The sequence below is a fragment of the Arthrobacter sp. TJ-270 genome, assembly GCF_058269075.1.
In genome coordinates this window covers 131,626-154,868 of the sequence record NZ_JBZCNB010000002.1, presented here as the reverse complement: position 1 = coordinate 154,868, position 23,243 = coordinate 131,626, and the positions used below count along the sequence as shown (strand labels likewise).

The 23,243-nt window shown below is 63.3% G+C and carries 25 protein-coding genes; 9 read left to right on the top strand and 16 right to left on the bottom strand.

What is annotated here, in order from left to right:
• Positions 1-151 precede the first annotated feature (151 nt).
• From AC4D2M_RS05435 to AC4D2M_RS05420, 4 genes are all read right to left on the bottom strand, one after another.
• Entirely contained in the window at positions 152-1,228 is a 1,077-nt protein-coding gene (locus AC4D2M_RS05435) for a BMP family lipoprotein (protein ID WP_490890597.1), read from the bottom strand.
• A gap of 269 nt (positions 1,229-1,497) precedes the next feature.
• Positions 1,498-2,556 carry an LLM class flavin-dependent oxidoreductase gene (locus tag AC4D2M_RS05430; RefSeq protein ID WP_490890596.1) on the bottom strand — a complete coding sequence of 353 codons (1,059 nt, stop codon included), beginning with the start codon at positions 2,554-2,556 and terminating at the stop codon, positions 1,498-1,500.
• A gap of 105 nt (positions 2,557-2,661) precedes the next feature.
• Positions 2,662-3,867 carry an amidohydrolase gene (locus AC4D2M_RS05425; protein ID WP_490890595.1) on the bottom strand — a complete coding sequence of 402 codons (1,206 nt, stop codon included), beginning with the start codon at positions 3,865-3,867 and terminating at the stop codon, positions 2,662-2,664.
• Positions 3,868-3,945: 78 nt separating this feature from the next.
• Positions 3,946-5,067: a mannose-1-phosphate guanylyltransferase gene (locus tag AC4D2M_RS05420; RefSeq protein WP_490890594.1), complete on the bottom strand. Its 1,122-nt coding sequence runs from the start codon at positions 5,065-5,067 to the stop codon at positions 3,946-3,948.
• 274 nt (positions 5,068-5,341) lie between these two features.
• On the opposite strand from AC4D2M_RS05420, the gene sdhC reads away from it, so the two are divergent.
• The 4 genes from sdhC to AC4D2M_RS05400 all read left to right on the top strand — a co-directional run bounded on the left by sdhC (position 5,342) and on the right by AC4D2M_RS05400 (position 8,834).
• Complete coding sequence (gene sdhC, locus AC4D2M_RS05415) at positions 5,342-5,722, top strand: succinate dehydrogenase, cytochrome b556 subunit (protein ID WP_490890593.1); 381 nt, start codon at positions 5,342-5,344, stop codon at positions 5,720-5,722.
• A gap of 3 nt (positions 5,723-5,725) precedes the next feature.
• Positions 5,726-6,193: a succinate dehydrogenase hydrophobic membrane anchor subunit gene (locus tag AC4D2M_RS05410; protein WP_490890592.1), complete on the top strand. Its 468-nt coding sequence runs from the start codon at positions 5,726-5,728 to the stop codon at positions 6,191-6,193.
• A 74-nt stretch (positions 6,194-6,267) separates the two neighbouring features.
• Entirely contained in the window at positions 6,268-8,046 is a 1,779-nt protein-coding gene (gene sdhA / locus AC4D2M_RS05405; protein WP_490890591.1) for a succinate dehydrogenase flavoprotein subunit, read from the top strand.
• Complete coding sequence (locus AC4D2M_RS05400) at positions 8,046-8,834, top strand: succinate dehydrogenase iron-sulfur subunit (protein WP_490890590.1); 789 nt, start codon at positions 8,046-8,048, stop codon at positions 8,832-8,834. The genes sdhA and AC4D2M_RS05400 overlap by 1 nt, the downstream gene beginning before the upstream one ends.
• A gap of 108 nt (positions 8,835-8,942) precedes the next feature.
• Here the strand turns inward: AC4D2M_RS05400 and AC4D2M_RS05395 are convergent, their stop codons facing one another.
• From AC4D2M_RS05395 to AC4D2M_RS05375, 5 genes are read right to left on the bottom strand one after another with little or no spacing between them, the layout of a single operon-like run.
• The gene (locus tag AC4D2M_RS05395) at positions 8,943-10,031 is read right to left on the bottom strand and encodes a YihY/virulence factor BrkB family protein (RefSeq protein WP_490890589.1); all 1,089 of its coding nucleotides are present in this window, start codon (positions 10,029-10,031) and stop codon (positions 8,943-8,945) included.
• The gene (locus AC4D2M_RS05390; RefSeq protein WP_490890588.1) at positions 9,991-10,596 is read right to left on the bottom strand and encodes a 2'-5' RNA ligase family protein; all 606 of its coding nucleotides are present in this window, start codon (positions 10,594-10,596) and stop codon (positions 9,991-9,993) included. Before AC4D2M_RS05390 ends, AC4D2M_RS05395 begins: the two co-directional genes overlap by 41 nt.
• 4 nt (positions 10,597-10,600) lie before the next feature.
• Positions 10,601-11,644 (bottom strand): tryptophan--tRNA ligase, encoded by a 1,044-nt coding sequence (gene trpS / locus AC4D2M_RS05385; protein WP_490890587.1) that lies wholly within the window; start codon positions 11,642-11,644, stop codon positions 10,601-10,603.
• 1 nt (position 11,645) lies between these two features.
• The gene (locus AC4D2M_RS05380) at positions 11,646-12,497 is read right to left on the bottom strand and encodes an exodeoxyribonuclease III (RefSeq protein WP_490890586.1); all 852 of its coding nucleotides are present in this window, start codon (positions 12,495-12,497) and stop codon (positions 11,646-11,648) included.
• Positions 12,498-12,518: 21 nt separating this feature from the next.
• Entirely contained in the window at positions 12,519-13,010 is a 492-nt protein-coding gene (locus AC4D2M_RS05375; RefSeq protein ID WP_490890585.1) for a hypothetical protein, read from the bottom strand.
• A 188-nt stretch (positions 13,011-13,198) separates the two neighbouring features.
• Here AC4D2M_RS05375 and AC4D2M_RS05370 point away from each other — a divergent pair, with 188 nt between their 5' ends.
• Together AC4D2M_RS05370 and AC4D2M_RS05365 are read left to right on the top strand one after the other, a co-directional pair.
• Entirely contained in the window at positions 13,199-13,966 is a 768-nt protein-coding gene (locus AC4D2M_RS05370; protein WP_490890584.1) for a hypothetical protein, read from the top strand.
• 16 nt (positions 13,967-13,982) lie between these two features.
• Positions 13,983-14,669: a class F sortase gene (locus AC4D2M_RS05365; protein ID WP_490890583.1), complete on the top strand. Its 687-nt coding sequence runs from the start codon at positions 13,983-13,985 to the stop codon at positions 14,667-14,669.
• Between the two features lie 23 nt (positions 14,670-14,692).
• On the opposite strand, the gene map is transcribed toward AC4D2M_RS05365, so the two are convergent.
• The 7 genes from map to glyA form a co-directional block, all read right to left on the bottom strand.
• Positions 14,693-15,469 carry a type I methionyl aminopeptidase gene (gene map, locus AC4D2M_RS05360; protein WP_490890929.1) on the bottom strand — a complete coding sequence of 259 codons (777 nt, stop codon included), beginning with the start codon at positions 15,467-15,469 and terminating at the stop codon, positions 14,693-14,695.
• Entirely contained in the window at positions 15,466-15,825 is a 360-nt protein-coding gene (locus AC4D2M_RS05355) for a VOC family protein (protein ID WP_490890582.1), read from the bottom strand. Before AC4D2M_RS05355 ends, map begins: the two co-directional genes overlap by 4 nt.
• Positions 15,826-15,883: 58 nt before the next feature.
• Positions 15,884-16,720, bottom strand: coding sequence for an ABC transporter permease (locus AC4D2M_RS05350; RefSeq protein ID WP_490890581.1), 837 nt, complete (start codon positions 16,718-16,720; stop codon positions 15,884-15,886).
• Positions 16,717-17,520: an ABC transporter permease gene (locus tag AC4D2M_RS05345; protein WP_490890928.1), complete on the bottom strand. Its 804-nt coding sequence runs from the start codon at positions 17,518-17,520 to the stop codon at positions 16,717-16,719. The genes AC4D2M_RS05350 and AC4D2M_RS05345 overlap by 4 nt, the downstream gene beginning before the upstream one ends.
• 88 nt (positions 17,521-17,608) lie before the next feature.
• Positions 17,609-18,550 carry an ABC transporter ATP-binding protein gene (locus AC4D2M_RS05340; protein WP_490890580.1) on the bottom strand — a complete coding sequence of 314 codons (942 nt, stop codon included), beginning with the start codon at positions 18,548-18,550 and terminating at the stop codon, positions 17,609-17,611.
• Between the two features lie 146 nt (positions 18,551-18,696).
• Positions 18,697-19,590 carry a bifunctional methylenetetrahydrofolate dehydrogenase/methenyltetrahydrofolate cyclohydrolase gene (locus AC4D2M_RS05335; RefSeq protein WP_490890579.1) on the bottom strand — a complete coding sequence of 298 codons (894 nt, stop codon included), beginning with the start codon at positions 19,588-19,590 and terminating at the stop codon, positions 18,697-18,699.
• Positions 19,591-19,763: 173 nt separating this feature from the next.
• A complete protein-coding gene (glyA, locus tag AC4D2M_RS05330) occupies positions 19,764-21,059 on the bottom strand; it encodes a serine hydroxymethyltransferase (RefSeq protein WP_490890578.1) in 1,296 nt (431 codons plus the stop codon).
• A gap of 328 nt (positions 21,060-21,387) precedes the next feature.
• Between glyA and purU the strand changes: the two genes are divergently transcribed.
• The 3 genes from purU (at position 21,388) to AC4D2M_RS05315 (ending at position 23,221) form a co-directional block, all read left to right on the top strand.
• Entirely contained in the window at positions 21,388-22,269 is an 882-nt protein-coding gene (gene purU / locus AC4D2M_RS05325; RefSeq protein WP_490890577.1) for a formyltetrahydrofolate deformylase, read from the top strand.
• Between the two features lie 25 nt (positions 22,270-22,294).
• Positions 22,295-22,468, top strand: coding sequence for a DUF1737 domain-containing protein (locus tag AC4D2M_RS05320; RefSeq protein WP_490890576.1), 174 nt, complete (start codon positions 22,295-22,297; stop codon positions 22,466-22,468).
• 231 nt (positions 22,469-22,699) lie between these two features.
• Positions 22,700-23,221 (top strand): gamma carbonic anhydrase family protein, encoded by a 522-nt coding sequence (locus tag AC4D2M_RS05315; RefSeq protein WP_490890575.1) that lies wholly within the window; start codon positions 22,700-22,702, stop codon positions 23,219-23,221.
• Positions 23,222-23,243 lie beyond the last annotated feature (22 nt).

The window sequence follows — 23,243 nt, the reverse complement described above, 5'->3', positions numbered from 1 at the left end:
GTGGGAGCCGGGAGTCCAGGATCCAGGCAGTTTCACCTGCCGGTTCGCGGACCGCCCGCGGATACAGATTTCTTCAACCGTAACGCGAACACGCCGCCCGCTCCGTAGGACGGTGGAACCATCCTGGGAGCGGGCGGCGCGTTACGCCGGGCTATTGCTGGGGACTGGCCTCAGACTCGACTGTGATATCGCCGGAAATGATGCCTGCCTTGATTTCCTCAAGTTCGGCCGCCATCTCGTCCGAGACGGCTTCTTCCTGATCGTGGAACGGCGCAAGCGCAACACCGCCGTTCTCCAAGGTGCCGACGTACGGCTCGTTGCTGAAGTTGCCTTCAACGTCTTCGGTGATGACCTGCTCCACTGCCTCGCCCATGAGTTTCATGACGGAGGTGAGGATGTACTCGGTTCCGCTTTCGACTGTCTCGAAGCCGTCGGAGTCAACCCAGATCACCTTGTTGCTGCCACCATCTGCGTTGGCTTCCGCAACGGCCTCGATGGTGCCGAGCCCAACGGGACCGGCAACCGGCATGATGATGTCGGCGCCTTCATTGATGAAGTTCTGGGTGTTGGTTTTGCCCGCAGCCTGGTTCGAGAAGTCACCGACGAAGGTGCCCGTCTGTGCTTCCTTGTCCCAGCCGAGCAACTGGACGTCAGCGTCCTTCTGCTCGTTGTAGTAGGCGACGCCGTCCGCAAAACCATCCATGAAGATGGTCACGGTGGGAATCTGGATACCGCCGTAGGTAGCAACCCTGCCGGTTTCCGAGGTGCCGGCGGCCAGGTAGCCGGCCATGAAAGCAGCCTGGGCCGTGTCGTAGATGATCGGCTTCACGTTGGGAAGATCAATCTGGTTATCATCGACGATCGCGAAGTTGGTGTCCGGATTGGCTTCCGCAGCTTCGGCCGTGGTGGCTGACAGCAGGAACCCGACGGTGACAATCAGGTCGCAGCCGGCAGAGACCATGGAATTGACGTTCGGTGTGAAGTCGGTCTCGGCCTGGGACTCGGCCTGCTTGACTTCAATCCCGAGGGACTCCTCCGCAGCCTGGATTCCCTCATAGCTGGACTGATTGAATGACTGATCGTCGAACCCGCCCTCGTCGGAAACAATGCAGCCGGTGTAGTCGGTCCCTTCGGCAGCGGGATCGGATGCGCCACCGTCCGTCTCGGCCGGCGGCGCCCCGCAGCCGGCGAGGATAAGGGCTGCTGCTCCCAGTGCTGCAACGGACATGCCGGTGCGGCGCCCTATCAAGCTCCGTGAATTCTTCAATGTTCCTCCGATAAGAAGTAAGCCCACGATCAAGAGATCAATGAGTGTCCGTTTGCGATCCCTTACCCGGAATACAAGCTCTGTTTTCATTGATGTTCGTGGCGCCGGTCCCGCCTCAATTCGGGACTCGATGACGATGCTTACTCTAGCGCCGGAGTGACCGGGCACACTACCAAAGCGCCGACCAGTTTCCACATTGTTCAGGTTTTGTTACCAACGGGTAGGTTGACCTACCGGACGGCGGAGGCGTCAGGCGTCGAAGCTTCCTGCGACGGCCCCCAGGCGCCCGCGAGGTGAGCCAGCGAATCAATCCGGGAGCCGACGTCGTACGTGGTTCCTGTGACCATAAGTTCCTGCACCCCGGTGAGTTCCACCAGCTCCTCCAGGCGTGCGGTCACCTGGTCCGGCGTCCCGACGGCCTTGATCGCCGGCAGGTGCTCAAGCATCAACTGCTCCTGCTCCGTGAACAAACGCCCCGCAGCCTCCTCGGGTGACACGATCGGCGCGAGTCGGCCGGACCGCAGCGACAGGGCCATCACCTTTGCGGGGCCGGCGAGGTACTCGGCTTCCTCCGCCGTGTCTGCCGTGAGGGCGGAGGTGGCCAGCATGGCATAGGGCTCGGCGAGCGCAGGCGAGGCCTGGAAGTTGGAGCGGTAGAGGCGCATGACGGCCGCCGGGTCCTCGTTCCCGAAGTGGTGTGCGTAGCTGTACCGCAGGCCGAGCATCCCGGCCAGCTGAGCCGAGTAGCTGCTTGAGCCCAGCAGCCACACATCAGGGAACGACGACGGCGACGGCGTCGCCGCCAGCCGCACCGTACGGTCGGGTGTCCGGTTGTCGCCGAGGAGCGCGAGCACTTCGAGGACGTGCTGCGGGAACTCTTCCACGCCGAGCCCGTCGACCTGTCGGCGCAGGGCCATGGCGGTCATCTGGTCGGTTCCCGGCGCGCGGCCGATGCCGAGGTCAATCCTGCCCGGATGCAGGGCCTCGAGCAGAGCGAACTGCTCAGCGACCACGAAGGGCGCGTGGTTCGGGAGCATCACGCCGCCCGAGCCAAGGCGGATCTGTGCGGTGTGGGCGGCCAGATGTGCGATCAGCACGGCAGGACTGGTCGATGCGACGGCGGGCATGTTGTGGTGCTCGGCAACCCAGAAACGGGCCAGTCCCAGCCGGTCGGCGGCCTGCGCGAGCCTGGCGCTGTCGGCGAGCGCATCCGAACTGGTGCGGCCGGACCCAACAGTGGCGAGATCGAGGACGGACAGGGGTACGCGGGGGTTATTGGAGCTGCTCACGGAGATTTGCAACTGCCGCGGCCGCGCCTGCATTCCCTGCTGCTCGCGGGCCGGCCGCTAGTGGGCCGGTTCTGACCGTGAAACTTCGGCCCTGGCCACTCCCAGTTAGTGTCTCAGGCCGAGAACGGCGCGCATCGCGGCAGCGGCCATCACGCGCACGCCGCATCCGATTGCCTGCTCATCGGGGCGGTAGTCGCCACGGTGGAGGTCATAGGTTTCCCCGCCAGGGGTGCGCGTGCCGAGCCGCATCATCGCCCCGGACACCTTCTGCGTCATCCAGGCGAAGTCTTCACCGCCCATGGACTGGGGAGTGAGGACTACGGCGTCCGGTCCGAGTTCGGCCCGGGCTGCGGCCTCGATCAGTCCGGTCTCCGCTTCGGTGTTCACCACGGGCGGCACTCCCCTGGTGTGCTCGAGCTTGACGTCGACACCGAACGGCGCGGCGAGCTGACGCACGGTCTCATCCATCAGGTCACCAGCGGCTTCCCACGCCTCACCGTCGAGGCAGCGCATGGTGCCGGACATGAAGCCGTGGGCCGGGATGGCGTTCGGAGCCGACCCCGCGTGCATCTGTCCCCAGACCACGGAGACGGCGCTGCGCACGTCGATGCGGCGGGACAGGACTGCCGGGACGTTGGCCGCAATATGGGCCAGCGCGAACACCAGGTCTTCGGTCAGGTGCGGACGGGACGTGTGCCCGCCGCGCCCGCTCAGCTCCACACGCACGGTATCGGAGGCGGAGGTGATGGCGCCGATGCGGGTTCCCACGAGGCCGACGTCGATGCGCGGATCACAGTGGAGGGCGAGGATGCGCGGAACCTCATCGAGTACGCCCTGGGCGATCACGTCCAGCGCCCCGCCCGGCATGGTTTCCTCAGCGGGCTGGAAAATGATCCGCACCCGCCCGTGAAGGGGAGATTCGGCGTCGATATTGGAGAGCACGAGGGCAACGCCGAGCATCACAGTGGTGTGGATGTCATGACCGCATGAATGCGCTATGCCCGTGGAGGTTGAGGCATAGGGCAGCCCGGTCTCCTCGAGAACGGGGAGCGCGTCTATGTCCGCCCGGAGGGCGATCCTGATGTCGCCGTCTCCAACGTCCACGTACAGACCCGTGTTCTGGAGACGCTTGGGCTTCAGCCCTGCCGCTTCCAGCTGCTCCACAAGCCGGTCGGTGGTGCGGTATTCCTTGTGCGACAGTTCCGGATGTGCATGAATATCGCGCCGAAATCTCGTCAGCTCATCCAGCAGCGGAGCGACCCACACACCGATATGTGGGACGACCGGAGCTTCGGTGGTAGTTTTCTGCACGGCACAAGCCTAACGAACCTGTCCGCGGCCGCTCTAACCGGACGTCATTGAGCGACTCGCGGGCCCGCGGGCGCGCTCCTAGAGGACGTCGACGTCACCGCTTGCCCGCAGCGATTCAACGGCCTTTTTCACTTCCTGGGCATGTTCCTTGGTGGTGACCAGAAGCGCGTCGGGAGTATCCACAATTACGACGTCGTCAATCCCGATCAGCGCGATTACCCGCTTGGTATCGGACACCACAATGCCCGAGGCATTCTCCGAGAAGACACGCGCACCCTCCCCCATCACCGTGAGTTCAGAGTTTTCCATGGCTGGGTTCAGCCGGCCGATCGCAGCGAAGTCCCCGACGTCGTCCCAGCTGAAGTTTCCGGGAATCATGGCGACATCACCGGCTGCGGCCGCCGGTTCGGCGACTGCATAGTCGATCGCAATCTTCGGCAGGGTGGGCCACACCCGACGGGCCACCTCATTGCGGGAGCGGGTGTTCCAGGCGGCAGCGATCTCCATGAGTCCCGCGTAGAGGACGGGCTCGTTGGCTTCGAGGTGCTTGAGCATGAGTGCCACCGGGGCCACGAACATGCCGGCATTCCAGCTGTACTTCCCACTGTCGATGTATTCGCGGGCGACCGCTACCGACGGCTTCTCCACGAACTCGATGACCGAGTTCGCGCTGGGAGCCCCTGCGATATCCAGCGGCTCGCCGGCGCGGATATAGCCGAAGCCGGTGGACGGGTGGGTGGGCAGGATACCGATGGTCACGATGTAGCCTTCGGCCGCCGTATGGACTGCCTCGCGCACCGCTGCCTGGAAGTCCTCCACCGGTGCAATCACCTGATCCGCGGCGAAGGACCCCATGATGATGTCCGGATCGCGGTGGTAAAGGATTGCCGCGGCGAGGCCGATCGCCGCACCCGAGTCCTTAGGTTCGCTCTCCAGGACGAGGTCGGAATCCTTCAGCTCCGGAAGCTGCGCCAGCACAGCCCGGCGGTGCGCCTTGCCGGTGACCACCATGATCCGCTTGCCGCTCAGCGGATGGAGCCGCTCGTATGTTGCACGGATCAAGGTGCTGCCGGAGCCGGTCAAATCATGCAGGAACTTCGGGGCTGCTGCACGGGACAGCGGCCATAGTCGGGTGCCTGTTCCACCGGCCGGGATCACGCCGTGAAAGCGGTCCAGGGGGCTTTGCTCTTGAGTACTCATCGCTCCCACATTAACAGCAGAGATTAATGCGGCGGTGTTACGTGGCCTGCCAAAGCCACAGGTTTCGGACAGAGGGGTTCGGAAACCGGGCCATCCGGACTAACATGAGGCCATCCGGATGGCCTCATGTTAACAAGGTCACAGTGAAGGGCGCCCTAAATTGAACCCCCCAACAGCCGCACCTAGATTAGGCTTGTTGAAAGAGTGCTCTCGCGGGGCGACATTCCAGCGTTGAAGACGCGCTAACGCCTCCGCGACACAGGGAGGTTTTTCAGTGTCGAAGACACCAGCAGGCACCCTCTACCGTGGCCGTGAAGGCCAGTGGTCCTGGGTAGCGCATCGTATTACCGGCGTCGTGATCTTCTTTTTCCTACTGGTGCATGTACTCGACACCTCGCTGGTTCGGGTATCCCCGGAGGCGTACAACATCGTCATCGAGTCCTACAAGAATCCCATCATGGGTCTCGGAGAGCTGGGACTGGTAGCCGCAATCGTCTTCCATGCCTTCAACGGCCTCCGCGTTGTCCTCGTTGACTTCTGGAAGAAGGGTCCCAAGTACCAGCGGCAGATGCTGTGGGCCGTCATTGGACTCTGGGCAGTCACCATGATCGCTTTCTCCATCCGCCATCTCTCTGTTGTTTTCGGAGGTCACTAAGCCATGGCTACTCCCACTGTTGAATCTCCCCGCTCCGGCCGCATCTCACCGCAGTACCTGCGCAGCGGCGGCTCCAAGGGCAACTTCGAGATGTTCGCGTGGCTGTTCATGCGGCTCTCCGGCGTGGTCCTGGTTGTACTGATCTTCGTGCATCTCTGGACCAGCATGATCGCCGGTGAAGGCATTGAAGGAGTTGACTTCGGCTTCGTCGCCGGCAAATGGGCGAGCCCGCTGTGGCAGGCATGGGACCTCGTGATGCTCTGGCTGGCCATGCTGCACGGGACCAACGGCGTCCGCGTGATCATCAATGACTACGCCGAGAAGGACTTCACCCGGTTCTGGCTCAAGAACATCCTCTACCTTGCGGCGACCGTCATCATTGTGCTCGGCACGCTGGTGATCTTCACCTTCGATCCCTGCCCCGTAATCGACGGCGTTCCGCACGTCGCGGACTACTGCCCCGCACCCTAGGTCTCAAGGCGGCTAGTCGCGCGAGCAACAGATTCGGCTAGGTACATCTTTAGATTCAACAGAAAGAGCACAGTATGCAGGTCCATAAGTACGACGTCGTTATTGTGGGCGCAGGTGGCGCCGGCATGCGCGCCGCGATTGAATCCGGCCAGCGCGCGAGGACGGCTGTACTGACCAAGCTCTACCCAACCCGCTCGCACACGGGTGCGGCGCAGGGCGGCATGTGTGCTGCCCTCGCCAACGTCGAGGAAGACAACTGGGAATGGCACACCTTCGACACCGTGAAGGGCGGCGACTACCTGGTTGACCAGGACGCCGCCGAGGTCATGGCGAAAGAAGCGATCGACGCTGTGCTGGACCTCGAAAAGATGGGTCTGCCGTTCAACCGCACGCCCGAGGGCCGCATCGACCAGCGCCGGTTCGGCGGTCACACCCGCGACCACGGCAAGGCCCCCGTCCGCCGGGCCTGCTACGCCGCTGACCGCACCGGGCACATGATCCTCCAGACCCTGTACCAAAACTGCGTGAAGCACAACGTCGAGTTCTTCAACGAGTACTACGTGCTCGACATGATGTCGTTCGACGAAGAAGTGACCGTCGACGGCGTCACCCGCATCCAGAAGCGGGTTGCGGGCGTCGTCGCCTACGACCTCGCCTCCGGGGAACTGCACGTCTTCCAGGCCAAGTCGGTTGTGTTCGCATCCGGCGGCGTCGGCAAGGTGTACAAGACAACCTCCAACGCGCACACACTGACCGGCGACGGCATGGGCATTGCCTTCCGTCGCGGTATCCCCCTCGAGGACATGGAATTCTTCCAGTTCCACCCGACCGGCCTCGCCGGCCTGGGTATCCTGCTCTCCGAGGCCGCCCGCGGTGAGGGCGCGATCCTGCGTAACTCCGAGGGTGAGCGTTTCATGGAGCGGTACGCCCCCACCATCAAAGACCTCGCCCCGCGTGACATCGTTGCGCGCTCGATGGCCAACGAAGTACGTGAGGGACGCGGCGCCGGGCCCAACAAGGACTACGTCCTTCTGGACCTGACCCACCTGGAGCCGGCGCACATCGACGCGAAGCTGCCGGACATCACCGAATTCGCCCGCACTTACCTCGGTGTGGAGCCCTATACCGAGCCGGTGCCCGTTTTCCCGACGGCGCACTACGCGATGGGCGGCATCCCCACCAACATCAAGGCTGAGGTGCTGCAGGACAATGACACCGTTGTCCCGGGCCTCTACGCCGCAGGTGAAGTTGCCTGTGTCTCCGTCCACGGCTCCAACCGCCTCGGCACCAACTCGCTGCTGGACATCAACGTTTTCGGCAAGCGCGCCGGCATCGCAGCAGCCGAGTACGCCGTCACGGCGGATTTTGTCGAGATTCCGGAAAACCCGCTTGTGGAGACGCAGCGTCTTCTGGACACGATGCGCAGCTCCGAAGGCGGCGAGCGTGTGTCCCAGATCCGCCAGGAGCTGCAGGACGTCATGGACGCCAACGTCCAGGTGTTCCGCACTGAGCAGACCCTGAAGGAAGCCCTCGAAGTCATTGACAAGCTCGAGGAGCGCTACACCCGCGTTACCGTCCAGGACAAGGGCAAGCGTTTCAACCTTGACCTGCTTGAAGCCGTTGAGCTCGGCTTCCTGCTGGACATGGCCAAGGTCATGACGGCAGCTGCCCTGCACCGCAAGGAATCCCGCGGTGGCCACTTCCGCGAGGACTACCCCGAGCGTGACGACAAGAATTTCATGACCCATTCCATGGCCTACAAGGATCCCTCCGCTACTGAAACCAGCGGCGTGCGCCTTGAGACCAAACCGGTAGTCTTCACCCGTTACCAGCCCATGGAGCGTAAGTACTGATGAGCACCCCAACTGTCGAAAAAGAACCGGCCTCCAAGATCGACCTCGCGCCCGGCGTAGGCGGCGGTGGTGAGATTCCCACCTTCGACATCACCCTGAAGGTACGACGCTACAACCCTGAGGTCTCTGACGAGGCTCACTGGGATGAGTGGAAACTCACCATGTACGGCACGGACCGCGTGCTCGATGCCCTGCACAAAGTGAAATGGGAGCATGACGGCACCGTGTCATTCCGCCGCTCGTGCGCTCACGGTGTGTGCGGCTCCGACGCGATGCGCATCAATGGCCGCAACCGCCTGGCCTGCAAGACCCTCCTGAAGGATCTTGACACGTCCAAGCCCATCCTGGTGGAACCCATCAAGGGCCTGCCGGTGGAGAAGGACCTCATCGTCGACATGGAGCCGTTCTTCCAGTCGTACCGGGAGATCATGCCGTTCCTCGTCAACCGCGGCCACGAGCCCACCCGGGAGCGGGTGCAATCAGCCGAGGAGCGCGAGCGTTTCGACGACACCACCAAGTGCATCCTGTGCGCGGCATGTACCTCGTCCTGCCCGGTCTTCTGGACCGACGGACAGTACTTTGGCCCGGCCGCGATCGTCAACGCGCACCGTTTCATCTTCGACTCACGTGACGACGCCGGTGACATGCGCCTCGAGATCCTCAACGACAAGGAAGGCGTATGGCGCTGCCGTACCACTTTCAACTGCTCGGAAGCCTGCCCCCGTGGCATCCAGGTCACCCAGGCAATCGCCGAGGTCAAGCAGGCCATCCTGTCGCGCAAGCTCTAATATCCTGAGTTTCAGCACTACCGCACGAAAAACGGCGCGCGGCTACCGGAAGGTGGCCGCGCGCCGTCGTCGTTCTCCCCTCCCCCTTCGCAGGAAGGTCAAGGGGAGTTACTGGGCTGCCCTGCTGCGCTGGCGCAGCGACCGTGCACGGCCTCCACGCGCTTTGGAACGGGCGGTTTCGGCGTCGGCTGCGCCGATCGCGCCCCACGCCGTCGCCAGCAGGTAGATCTGGCTCAGCAGAAAGAACCAGACGAACAAACCGAGGATAACGGCGAAGGGCGCGAGCAGCGGGTTGCGGTCCACGCCCCCCAGCAGGACGGTGCTGAAGGTGCGAAGGACCGTGCTGCCCACTCCTGCGATCAGTGCAGATTGCACCAGAACCATCCGCGGCATCTGCACTGCAGACGCCGCCCGGAACAGGATCACCGCCACAAGCGTGTCAAGGAGGAGGGTTACCACGCTGCCGGCGATCTGCGTCAGCGGTCTGGCGGCGCTATCCAGGCCCAGCCACGGGAGAACCAGGTCAAGGATCGTGTTGGCCACGACCCCCACCACGGTGGTCACGATGAGAGTCACAGCGAGAACCAGCAGTATCACCAGGTCCTTGAGCTTCATCAGGATCGGATTCGTCTCGACGGGTGCCACGTTGAAAATACCGCGCATCCCTTCACGCACCCCGCCGATCCATCGCAATGAAGTGAACAGCATGATCGCCGTGGAAATGAGCAGCGTGACACTGAGGCTGGCTTCCAGATCGAACAATTCCTCTGGTGTGACTAAACCGTTTCCACCGCTTTCCCCATCTGTGTCGATGAGACCGGGGGTGGTTGAGTCCACCGAACGGACAATCATCTGCTGCAGATCCGTGTTCCCGGCGATGATCAGCCCGACGATCGAGAACCCGACGACCAGCAACGCAGCAACGGCGAAGAACATGTAGTACGCGATGCCGGCGGCCATCAGCGGCCCGTGGCGCCTCGTGTAGAGCTGGATCGCCCGCACGGGACGGAAGGCGTTCAGCTTGGCGATCAGGTACTGGACAGTAGCCAGGAGAACGGGAACTCCCCCGCCCTTTTCGCGCCTGGTGCGGCCAAGATTGCGGCGGGCCCGCAGCACCTGCAGTTTGAGCTTTACCCGTTCCGTGGGAAACGGTGTATCAGGCCCCTGCGTCTTCGCCGGCGGCAGCGTTCTGGCCAAATGTGAGCTCTTCCCGTAGTTTCCACACGCCGGTGACGTCGTGCTCGTACAGTCCCATGGTACGTACGGAGAAGGTGGCCTCGAAGTCATCGAGTTGCTGCTCGGCCGAATCCATGTTGGCTTCGCTGACGTCGTGGGCAACGGTGACGTGCGGATGGAAAGGGAACTCGAGTTCACGGGCGAGTGGTCCTGCCTGCAACCGGCGGTGCAGGTCCACGCAGGAATCAAACCCTTCGGTGACGTTCACGAAGACCACCGGAGTGAGCGGCCGGAACGTGCCCGTGCTTTTCAGGGTCACCGTGAACGGGCACTGGGCAGAGGCAACCTCGCGTACATGGCGAATAGTGGACTGCCAGTCGGTTGAAGGGGTAGTGGTGATCAGCGTGATGTGGGGCGGAACGAGGGCAGCCATCGGATCTCCGAAGGAGGCACGCCAGCTCTCGAGTTCTCCGGCGATAGGCTCCGGGATTGCGATGACCACTCCCACGAGCTTGCCCTCGACAGCACGCCGACCCACTACGTAGGTCGGTTGACGCTGCTCGGTGTCGCTGATGGGCCGGCTCATGATTCTAGAGGGCACCCGCCGGTCCGCGGCCCCGCGCCGGGAGAAACCCTACTTTTGAAAACACATCAGCCAGCGTAACCGACGCGATCTCCTGCGCCTTGTCGGCGCCGACGGCGAGCAAGCGGTCGAGCTCCGCAGGGTCATCGAGCAGCTCCAGTGTCCGTGCCCGAACCGGCTCCAAACGGTCAACCACGATTTCCGCCAGCTCAACCTTGAGATGCCCGTACATGCGGCCCTCAAAGTGCCCGACGACGTCAGCCATGTCCTTGCCCGTCATGAGCGAATAGATGGAGAGGAGGTTGGATACGCCAGGCTTCTCCTCGCGATCGAAGCGGATCTCGGTGCCGTCATCCGTCACAGCGGACTTGATGCGCTTGGCGGTGACCTTCGGTGCATCCATGATGTTGATCAGGCCGGCGGCAGAACTCGCAGACTTGGACATTTTGGCGGTGGGGTTCTGCAGATCATAGATCTTCGCCGATTCCTTCTGGATGAAGGGCTTGGGCACAACGAACGTCTCGCCGAAACGGGTGTTGAACCGCTGTGCGAGATCCCGGCTCAGCTCGATGTGCTGGCGCTGGTCCTCCCCGACGGGAACGCCTTCCGGCTGGTACAGCAGGATGTCCGCAGCCTGCAGGATCGGATAGGTGTATAGCCCGACGGAAGTGGAATCGGCGCCCTGCTTGAGCGACTTGTCCTTGAACTGGGTCATGCGGGAAGCCTCACCGAAACCGGTGATGCAGTTCAGGACCCAGGCCAGCTGGGCATGTTCGGGAACGTGGGACTGCACGAAGAGAGCGCACTTATCCACGTCCACGCCGCCCGCAATGTATTGGGCGGCAGTGAGCCGCGTACGCTCCGCGAGTTCCGCTGGATTCTGCGGAACCGTGATGGCGTGCAGGTCCGGAATGAAGTAGATCGCGTCATAGGTGTCCTGCATCTTCACCCACTGCACAAGGGCGCCCAGATAGTTCCCCAGATGAAGGGAACTGCCCGAGGGTTGCATACCGGACAGGACTCGCTGGCGAATTGTGGTGGAGGTGGTCATATCAATCCTGGGGTTGGAAGAGCTTGTAGTCGACGACGAGCGGTGCGTGATCAGAGAAACGCGCTTCCCATGAATGCGCGCGGTCGACGACGGCGGAGGTGGCGGCTGCTGCCAGTTCCGGGGTGGCAAGGTGGTAGTCGATGCGCCAGCCGGCGTCATTGTCGAATGCCTTGCCTCGCCAGGACCACCAGGTATACGGGCCATCGACTTCTCCGGCGAGATCGCGGTGCACGTCAACCCACCCCACGGCGTCGCTGAAGAAGTGGTCGAAGTAGGCCCGTTCCTCGGGCAGGAAACCGGCCTTCTTGAGGTTGCCCTTCCAGTTCCGGATGTCCAGGGTGGTGTGGCCGACATTCAGGTCCCCGACCACCAGTGCATGGTCCCGGGTGCTGCGAAGTTCGGTGAGGCGTGCCGTCATCAGTTCAAGGAACCGGTACTTGTCATCCTGCTGCGGCGAGCCGGCCTCGCCCGAGTGCACGTACGCGCTGACGACGCTCAGCGTGGTCCCGTTGAGATCGAAATCGGCTTCCACCCAGCGTCCTGATGACGCGAAGTACTCGTCTCCGATGTGCTCACGGGTTTCGGTGGGCGCTATGCGGGAGGCGACGGCGACGCCGGCACGACCCTTCGCCGACGCCTCAGCGTGCAGGATGTGCCATGAATCACCGAGGAGGTCGCGTACCACCTCGTCCGGCGCACGCACCTCCTGCAGGCACAGGATGTCGACGTCCCTGCCCACCAGCCACTCCTGCATACCGCGCCGGTAAGCGGCGCGGATACCGTTGACGTTCACGGTGGCGATGCGGAGTGCTTCGGGGTGCTTGCTGCTTATCAGGGTTGGTGCCGAACTCACCCGATCAACCTTACCGGAGCCCTAATCGACGACCGTGCCTTCGACCGGGCCGTCGTCATTGTTTTTCATCATGCTTCTGGCGTTGTGGGAGGTGATTTCGATGGTTTCCAGTGCACGGTCCACCATGTCCTGGTCCTTGCCGAGGTGATCGCGGATGACACGCGCCTGCACCTGGACGATCTTGAAGCTGTGGTCGAGCTTCTCATCCCGCATGGCGGAACTGGTACCGGCCGGCCCCCGGCCGGCCATGCCGCCCCCCGCGGACCGGTTGAACTCCTCGATCCGGGCGCTGGCCTTCCGTGCCGCAGAGCGCACCGTGAAGACCACGAAGCTGAAAACCAGCAGCCAGCCAAGGGAGATAATCACTACGAGCCAGCCGACGACGTCGTTCTCATTGGCCGCGAACACCACGGCTACAAGGAATACGACCAGCATGATGGCCATCCCGACGCCGCCCATCCGCAGGCTCAGGCCCTTGCCCGCGGTTTTTCCAGAAGTTCCCAGTGGTTGCATTCCTCTATTGTCGCAAACCGCCAGAGCCGGCCGGACTGCTTCCACCACCGGCGAAAAGCTGAATGGGACACCAATCGAAGCCCGGAAAAAAATAAATCAATCTCACACCCATCCGTGACGTACCCCACGGCGAACTAGGGTTATGCGTGCCTCTCCGGCCCGCGTCCCATTCGCTCCATGGAGGAATCATGAACAAGAAAGCTCTTTTCGCAGTCCCCACTCTCGCTATGGGTTTGCTCGCAATGGGCGGCGCTCCCGCCATGGCTGATGGTGCCGACGGCACCTACTCGACCAACCTCGGCCAGATCAACGGCAGCTCCGGCGCCGGGTCGGTCTCGGTCACCCTTGAGGGCAACCAGGCGACAGTCGACCTGCAGGTTTCCGGCCTGGCCGAGACCTTCATGGACGCTCCGTACCCGCACGTCCAGCACATCCATGGTGGCGCTGAGGGTGTTTGCCCGACGCCTGCCGCTGATGCTGACGGCGACGGCGTCATCAGCACCACCGAGGGTGCTCCCGCCTACGGTGGCATCCTCACCACGCTGACGACCAGCGGTGGAACCAGCCCGGAGGAAGGCCTGAATGTTGAGCTGGGCGGCCAGGGTGGCAGCTACACCATCCAGCGCAGCTTCGACATCAGCCAGGAGACCCAGGATGCTCTCAAGGCCGGTACCGCGGTTGTCGTAGTTCACGGTCTGGACCCCGCGACCCTCTCCCCCGAAGCTCAGGAGAAGAACAGCGACCTGACCGACACCCTTCCGTTGGCAGCAACCTCACCCGCTCTCTGTGGCACCCTTGTCGCACAGCAGATGGGTGACATGCCTCAGGGTGGCGCTGACACCGGTGTCGAGCAGCAGACCGGCTCCAACCTGGGCATGATTGCCCTCGGTGGCGGCCTGGTTCTGGTAGCAGCAGCAGGCGGCACCTACGCCGTCCGTCGCTCAACCACCAAGTAGGGACTGACCTGATCTCATGATCAGCTCCAACTCCGGCCGCCGCAGAAACTTCGCAGTTTCTGCGGCGGCCGCCCTTCTGATCCTGACCGGTTGCGGCACTGGAACCGGCAGCGAGGGCGCTCAGACCCCCACTACGACGACGGCGCCCTCAACTACCGCGCCGGCCTCACCAACTGCTTCCCCAAGCCCAAGTGTTTCGGCGTCCGCGACGGCTGAACCCGCGCCCAAACCGTCGCTCCCGCCAGTTCTTGAAGCCTCTGCACCGGTTTCATTTACGATCCCGGCCATCGGTGCGGGATCCGAGTTACTCTCGCTCGGCCTTCGGGAAAACGGCAGCCTGGAAGTACCACCCGATGGTCCAGGTGCTCCAGCCAGCTGGTACAACCAGTCCCCCACTCCCGGCGAGCGCGGACCGTCAGTCCTGCTGGGTCACGTCAACGCCACCGGCGGCGGACCTGGCGTCTTCGCTGATCTGCGGAGCCTCAAGCCCGGTGATCGTATCGAGGTCATGCGCGCAGACGGGTCGTCTGCCACATTCGCGGTGACTGTCGGCGAACAGTATCCGAAGGACGAATTCCCGACCCAGAAGGTATACGGCAACACCGACGGCGCGGAGATCCGCCTCATCACCTGCGACGGCTACGACCCGGCAACCGGAGAGTTCGACGACAACTACGTGATCTTCGCGCAGCTCGTTCTCTAAGCGTTCGTCCCGCGATCGGGGTGCTAGACCTCACCTGTCGTGGTGAGAATCTGTGGCCCGTACTCTGTAATGGCTATGGTGTGCTCTGAGTGTGCTGTGCGTCCGCCGTTCGCGCTACGCAGCGTCCAGCCATCTGCGTCCATCCTGAGGTTCTTGGTGCCCGCCATCACCCACGGCTCAATTGCCAGGAGCATGCCCGGCCTCAGCGTGAATCCCCTGCCCGGGCGCCCGATGTTCGAGATGTGCGGGTCCTGGTGCATGGTGCTACCCACACCGTGCCCGCCGAACTCGGTGTTGACCTCGTAGCCGGCGTCGGTCAGGACGGTTCCGATCGCGTAGGAGATGTCACCGATCTTGTTGCCCGGCTGCGCTGCTGCGATTCCGGCGGATAGCGCCGCCGTCGTTGTGTCAATCAGGTGCTGGTCCTGCTCGTTGACCGGCCGCCCCACAATAAAGCTGACAGCCGCATCGGCTACCCAGCCGCCCAACTCCACAGCGAAGTCGAGGGTGAGGAGGTCGCCCTGCCGGAGCGCATAGTCGTGCGGCAGGCCGTGCAGCACCGCGTCGTTCACCGAGGTGCAGACGACCTTGCCGAAGGGGCCGCGTCCGAAGGAGGGCGCGTAGTCGACGTAGCAGGAACGTGCGTGTGCCTCGTCAATCATTGCCCGCGCCCACGAATCGAGCTCCAACAGGTTGGTACCCGGCTGAGTGCGTCGCTCGAGCTCCTGTAGGGCCAGCGCCACCAGTTGTCCCGCGGGACGGGCTGCCTCGAGCTCGCGCGGGGTGAGTATTTCGATCACCACGACACGAGACAAAACGGATGCCCTGCGGGGTCGAGGTAGACCCTGAAGCTCCCGGTTCCCGAATCCATGCTGGTGGCCCCGAGCGCAAGCACCTTCTGTTCGGCCACGTCCAGGTCGTCCACCCGAATATCGAGGTGCATCTGCTGGGGGATGTCCTGCCCCGGCCATTTGGGCGGCGTGTACCCGTCGACCTTCTGGAAGGCAAGCGCCGGACGGTCCGGGGCATCACCAATGGTGATCCACCCATTGTCCTCCTGCTGGACACGGATCATGCCCAACAGGTCCTCGTAGAAGGACGCCAGCTGGTCTGGATTTGAACAGTCGAACACGGTCGCATGCCATTTACCGATCATGGTTCCAGTATCTTCCCGGAAGTGCAGCGCAGGAAAGGAGACCAGGTCAACGGCTGTCCTACTTCAGGAACAGTTTCCGCAGACGCGTAGTGGTCAGGACCATCCCCACGAGGATCATCACGAGGTAATAGGCGACGTGAATCATCGTCGCCGGGGTGAAGATTCCGACGCTGAGCTGTCGGAGCAATTCGACTCCGTGCCAGAGCGGAAGCGCCTGGATGAACCACTGGATGGCCTGCGGGTACACGCTGAGCGGGTAGAAAGTCGCCGAAAACAAGAACATGGGCAGCATGACGAAATTGATCCAGTCCATCTGCTGGAAGGTCTTCATATAGCTGGTGATACCCATGCCGAACGAGGCAAACCCAAACGCGATCAACACCGACGCGGGCACCATCAGCAGCGCCCACGGCGTAGTGATCAGACCCATCAGTCCCATCACGGCCGTGAAGCCGGTGGCATAGAGCGCTCCGCGAAGCAGCGCAAGGAAAATCTCCCCGATTGCGACATCCAACGGCCCAAGCGAGGTGTAGAGCATGCCCTGGTACAGCTTCGCGAAGTTCATCTTGAAGAAAACGTTCCAGGTGGAGTCGTAGACCGCGCCATTCATGGCGGAGACCGCGAGGAGAGCCGGCGCAATGTAGGCGGCGTAACTGATTTCCTGCCCGCCGGGCCCGACGACGGTTCCCACCAGGGCGCCAAGTCCCACTCCCATTGAGATGAGGTACAGCACCGGCTCGAAGAATCCGGACACCATGACCAGCCAGTTGCTGCTCTTGGTCGCCCGGAGGCCACGGGCGATCACGGCCCTGGCGTTGCGGGCGTACAGCGCACTGAACGGGCGGTCTTTGACCTGCACCCGGTAGTCCTGGTCGGTCAGCACGTTGTTGCTCACTGACCCAGCCTCCGTTCATACACGCGGCGGGCCAGAATCCAGCCGAGAAGCGCGAGCCCTACGAGGTACAGCACGTGAACCGCCGAGAGCCAGAAGGGCTCGGCGTAGCCGTAGGTTAGCACCCGCCCGAGCTCCGTGCCGTGCCACAACGGGGAGATCCAGCCGATCCAGCGCAACCCCATCGGGAGAGTTTCCAGCGGGAAGAAAGTACCGGAGAACAGAAACAGCGGTGTCACGATGAAGCGCATGACCATCGCGAACTGGCCCTTGTCCTCGGTGATGCTCGCCGAGTAGGCCATAAGCGGAAGGCCGAAGGACAGTCCGCAGACCACGGCGACGACGATTGCCACCGAGCCCCATGCCGACGGGGACGCGCCAAAGGCTGCAACGATCGCGAAGTAGATCGCCGACATCAGGAAGAGCCGCAGGGAGATGGCGATGATGTATCCGTTGACGATCTGGTGCACGCCCAGCGGTGAGGCGTGCGGACCGTAGTACACGCGCCGCCACTTGAACCCGTCCATCACCGGGTACGTGAACTCGGTTGCCGCCGCCATGATCGTCGCAGAAGACAGGAGCGCCGGAGCGATGAAGACGAGGTAGCTGACACCGCCGAACGCACTCTCAGCGCTGTTCCTGTCCACGAGCGTGGCCAGGCCGACTCCCATCGCAAAGAGGTACATGACCGGGTTTCCCACGCTGTAGGCGAGGAGCGTCCACCGGTAGCCGTTCATCACCCTCAGAGCGTGCTCGGCGTAATACCAGGAGCCATACTTCCGGGCCCGCTGCGCCGAGACCAACGGTGAGTGGGCGGCAAGGGTGCCCGACGTCGTCCGTTGCGTTGTCTTGTGGCCGGTCGCCGGTTGGCCCGGCGTGCCGGTGTGCTGGCTAGTCAACGAGGCTCCTGCCGGTCAGGCGCAGGAAAACGTCCTCGAGCGAGGACCGGCGCACCAGGGATGTGATGGGATGCAGCCCGCGGGCAGTGACCTGCTCGAGGGCAGACTCGCCGTCGTGGGTGTAGATCAGGACACGGTCTGGCAGGGGCTCAAGACGTTCACCGATACCGGCGAGGTCTGCTGCCACGGTTGTGTTGCGCTCGGACCCGAAGCGCAACTCAAGCACCTCGCGGGTTGAGTGCTCGCGGATGAGCTTGGCGGGAGAACCCTCAGCCATGATCTGTCCCTTGTCAACGACGACGAGGCGGTCGCAGAGCTGTTCGGCCTCATCCATGTAGTGGGTCGTGAGGATCAGGGTAACCCCGGACTCCTTCAGGCGGAACAGACGGTCCCAGAGAATGTGCCGTGCCTGTGGATCGAGACCGGTGGTGGGCTCGTCCAGGAGGAGGATCTTCGGTTCGTTGATGAGCGACCGGGCGATCGTAAGGCGCCTCTTCATGCCGCCGGACAGCGAGTCCACCTTCGCCTTTGCCTTATCCGTGAGCTGTGCGAATTCAAGCAACTCGTCCGCTTTGGGCTTGAGGTAGCTCATCGGCAGCCCGAAGTAGCGGCCGTATACCAGGAGGTTGTCCCGGACCCGGAGTTCCTCGTCCAGATTGTCCTGCTGGGGCACGACGCCCAGGTGCGCCCGCACCTCAGGGCCGTGCTGTTCCGGGTCCAGCCCCATGATTGTCAGCTTTCCGGAGGTGCGCTGGGAGACGCCGCCGATCATCTTCATGGTTGTTGACTTGCCGGCTCCGTTAGGGCCGAGCAGGCCGAAGGATTCACCCGCGGGTACGTCGAAGGAGATGCCGTCTACGGCGGCGAAATCACCGTAGTGCTTGGTCAGCCGGTCGGCAGAAATAACGTAGCTCGGATTAGTTTGGTTGGGCACCAGATTAGCCTAGAGGATTTCTCCAATTGGCAAAAGCCAATCACTGTAATGTGTGGACAGCAGATGTCCGCGTCCATCCCCGTACCCATAATGCAGCCGACCGCCACCCTGATGGGCAGCGGCCGACAGACAAGCCGCCGCAAGGACTAGGAGCCGGCGATGCCCGCCTGCCGCTCTGCCGCCTCAACCACGTTGGCCAGCAGCATGGCGCGCGTCATGGGTCCCACTCCCCCCGGATTGGGCGAAAGCCAACCCGCGACATCGGACGCGCCCTTCGCCACATCACCGCGCAAAGTGGCCTTGCCCGTATCGGGGTCGACCACCCGGGTCACACCGACATCGAGGACGATGGCACCCGGCTTGAGATCTTCAGCCGTAATCATGCCCGGCATGCCGGCAGCTGCGACGACGACGTCCGCCTCGCTGAGATGCCTCGGCAGGTCCACCGTGCCGGTGTGCGCGAGCGTGACCGTTGCGTTGATTGAGCGCCGGGTGAGCAGGAGTCCGAGCGGCCGGCCCACGGTCACGCCACGGCCGACGACGAGGACGTTCTTGCCTTTGAGCTGAATGTCGTGACGCAGCAGCAGTTCAACGATGCCGTGCGGGGTGCAGGGCAGCGGCGAATCCATCGTGGCGTTGACGTTCAGGACGAGCTTGCCGAGGTTGGTCGGGTGCAGCCCGTCGGCGTCCTTTTCCGGCGCCATCCTTTCGAGGATGGCGTTCGCGTCAAGATGCGCCGGGAGCGGCAGCTGGACGATGTAGCCGGTGGTGGCGGCGTCGTCGTTCAGCTCGTCAATGACCTTCTCAAGATCCTCCTGGGTAATGTCGCCCGGGAGGTCGTGGCGGATTGAGTTGATACCGACCTGCTGGCAGTCGCGGTGCTTTCCGCCTACGTAGGAATGACTCCCCGGGTCGTCGCCGACCAGCACCGTACCCAGCCCGGGCGTGACCCCCCGGGCCTTCAACGCGCTCACGCGCTCTGTCAGTTCGTTGCGGATTGCGGCCGCTGTTGCCTTGCCGTCAAGAATCTGTGCGCTCATCTACGCGGCTCCTTTGTCGAGCTGTCCTGCATCCAGCTGTTCTGCGTCCAGCTTTTCCAGCAAATACGCCTTCCCGCGTTCACAGCACCCTGTGAAGCAGCATTCGTCCGTGGGTATCTCATATTCATCGGAGCGGGCTGCTTCCGATTCCAACGCTCCCGGCGGGAGGTCTTCTACCATTCCTCATGTCCGGGGTAGAGAGGGAAGTCGGCGGCGAGGCGGGATACGCGCGCACGCAGCGCTTCGATGTCGGATCCGGGCTTCAGCACCGCTGCGATGATCTCGGCGACCTCGGTGAACTCGGTGGCTCCGAATCCGCGGGTAGCCAGCGCAGGCGTACCGATGCGGAGGCCGGAGGTGACCATCGGCGGGCGCGGGTCGTTCGGAACAGCGTTGCGGTTGACCGTGATGCCGACCGAATGCAGGAGGTCTTCCGCCTGCTGGCCGTCCAGCTCAGAGTTGCGGAGGTCGACAAGCACCAGGTGTACGTCGGTGCCTCCGGTCAGAACCGATACGCCGTGTTCGGTGACGTCGTTGCCCATGAGACGCTCCGCGATGATGCGTGCACCTTCGAGGACGCGCTCCTGGCGCTCCTTGAACTCTTCCGTTCCGGCGATCTTGAATGCCGTTGCCTTCGCCGCGATGACATGCATCAGCGGTCCGCCCTGCTGACCTGGGAAGACGTTCGAGTTCAGCTTCTTGGCCCACTCCTCCTTCGCGAGGATCACACCCGACCGCGGCCCGGAGAGGGTCTTGTGCACGGTGGAGGTGACAACGTCGGAGTGAGGAACCGGGCTTGGGTGCAGGCCGGCTGCAACGAGGCCCGCGAAGTGCGCCATGTCGGTCCAGAGCAGCGCGCCGACCTCGTCGGCGACTGCGCGGAACGCCGCGAAGTCAAGGTGGCGCGGGTAGGCGGACCAACCGGCGATGATGACCTGGGGCTTTTCAGCAAGAGCCTGCTCGCGGACGCGGTCCATGTCGAGGCGGTGGGTATCGCTCTCCACGCCGTAGGCGGCGACCTCGTACAGCTTGCCGGAGAAGTTCAGTTTCATGCCGTGCGTAAGGTGACCGCCGTGGGCCAGCGAAAGGCCCATGATCTTCTCGCCGGGCTTGATCATCGCAGCGAGGGCGGCGGCATTTGCCTGGGCACCCGAGTGAGGCTGCACGTTGGCGTATTCCGCGCCGAAGAGGGCCTTGACCCGCTCGATGGCAAGGCTTTCCGCAACATCAACGTGCTCGCAGCCGCCATAGTAGCGGCGGCCGGGGTAGCCTTCCGCATACTTGTTGGTCAGGACCGAGCCCTGCGCCTCGAGGACTGAGCGCGGCGCGAAGTTCTCCGACGCGATCATCTCGAGGGTGTCGCGCTGCCGGGCCAGCTCATTGTCGAGGACCGCAGCGATTTCCGGGTCCACCTCGGACAGCGGTGCGTTGGTGACGGACTGGGTCACAGAGGGAGAGGATGAAGTCACGGGAGGCTCCTGGTGATGAGAGAGGGCGTTCTACAGGTCAGGCTACCTGTTGACCCGGGCGCACCCGAAGTTCCGGGTACGGGCAACAGAGAGGGGACATGACCCACGGCCCAGGCGTGCGATCCGTGGTCGGCGCTGCGCGCCGTCGTCGTACTTCCTTCTTTCAGTGAAGCCGCCCGACAGCGCATGCCGCTTCCTGGTGGTTGCCCACCTAACGCCAGTCGCGACTCAAGCCATTCTAGACGGTGACCGGCCGGTGCTTTCGACTGTGTCGGAGGGTGACGGCCACGCGGGCTTTCGCCGCCTGCAAGCCCGGTAACCTTGGAGCGTGATTGAAGCTGTACAGGCCGGTGTTCCCGGCAACGAGCCGTCGTCGTTCATTCTGACCCTTTCGTGTGATGACCAGCCCGGCATTGTCCACGCCGTATCGGGCGCACTGGTGGCGGCTGACTGCAACATCACCGAATCTCAGCAGTACGGCAGCCCCGATTCCGGGACGTTCTTCATGCGCGTGGCCACCACTACCCGGTCCGATCGGAGCGCAGTTGAGGCACACCTTGCGCCGGTTGCCGAAGCGTTCGGGATGACCTGGGGACTGCACATCGAAGGGACTCCCGCGCGCACGCTGATCATGGCGTCCAAGTCCGCCCACTGCCTCAACGACCTGTTGTTCCAACAACGGGCGGGGATGCTGCCGATCGAAGTTCCCGTCATTGTCTCGAACCACACCGATCTGGCTGACCTGGCTGAGTTCTACGGCATTCCCTTCCACCACGTTCCGGTGACGGGTGATGGAAAAGCCGCTGCAGAAGAACGCCTCCTTGAGCTGGTTGACGAGCACCAGATTGAGCTCGTGGTTTTGGCCCGCTACATGCAGGTGCTCAGTGACCGCCTCTGCTCGCAACTCATGGGACGTGCGATCAACATCCACCACTCGTTCCTGCCGTCATTCAAAGGTGCACGTCCTTACCACCAGGCGCATACCCGTGGCGTGAAGCTGATCGGCGCGACCGCCCACTATGTGACGCCCGCGCTGGATGAGGGCCCGATCATCGAGCAGGAAGTCATCCGGGTGGATCATGCCCGGACCGCCCCTCAGCTGGTTGCGATGGGCGCCGACGTCGAGAGCCGCACGCTGGCGCAAGCCGTGAAGTGGCACGCTGAACACCGCGTCCTGCTCGACGGAACGCGGACAGTCGTCTTCAACTGACATTGTCCATTTACAGGAGAGACCCATGAGTGATGAAGCACCCCTGCGCTACCGCGTACTGACCGGCCCCGACGACCGCGCCTTCTGCGCCCGGGTCAGCGAGGCGCTGGAGAGCGGATACAAGCTCCACGGCTCCCCTACCGTGACGTACAACGGCGAACGGGTGATCGTGGCGCAGGCGGTAGTGCTGGAGGACTGACCGGTCCCCCCTATACGCCGCGGAAGATTGAGCAATCCGAACCGTAAAGCGCGACTTCGCGCCACTCCGCCCGGTGAGCATTCGGTACCTGCCCTGGTCCGTCAACGCGTGCCAGGCTCCTGCGTTGACGTAGCAGCCCTGACGGGTACGTACTAGCGCGCCAGTACGTGCGGCGCGAAATTCGCTCTCGGTGGGCAAGATTGAGCAATTCTCGGGGACTAGGCTGGACAGATGGGACACATTATCGAGTTCGGCGGCCATATCCCCTCGATCCCGGAGTCGGTGTTCGTCGCGCCAACGGCGTCCGTCATCGGCCACGCAACGTTCGGGGAGAACTCAAGCGCCTTCTACGGCGTGAGCGTGCGCGCCGATACCGAGGCTATCTCCGTCGGCGAGGGGACGAACCTGCAGGACAACGTCGTCGTGCATGCCGATCCCGGCTACCCCGCCACGGTAGGAAACCGCGTCAGTGTCGGGCACAGCGCCGTCGTTCACGGATGCACGATCGAGGACGACTGCCTTGTCGGCATGAGCGCCACCATCATGAATGGGGCAACCATCGGGTCGGGTTCGCTCGTGGCGGCCGGCGCCGTCGTGCTCGAAGGAACGCAGGTGCCGCCGAATTCACTGGTGGCCGGCGTGCCCGCGAAGGTGCGCCGCGAGCTGAGCGAGGACGAACTGCAGGGCGTCCGGGATAACGCTTCGCGCTATCAGGAATTGGCCGCACATCACCGCACTGCGTTTACTTCTTGACTACAACTGCCTTCATGTAGGA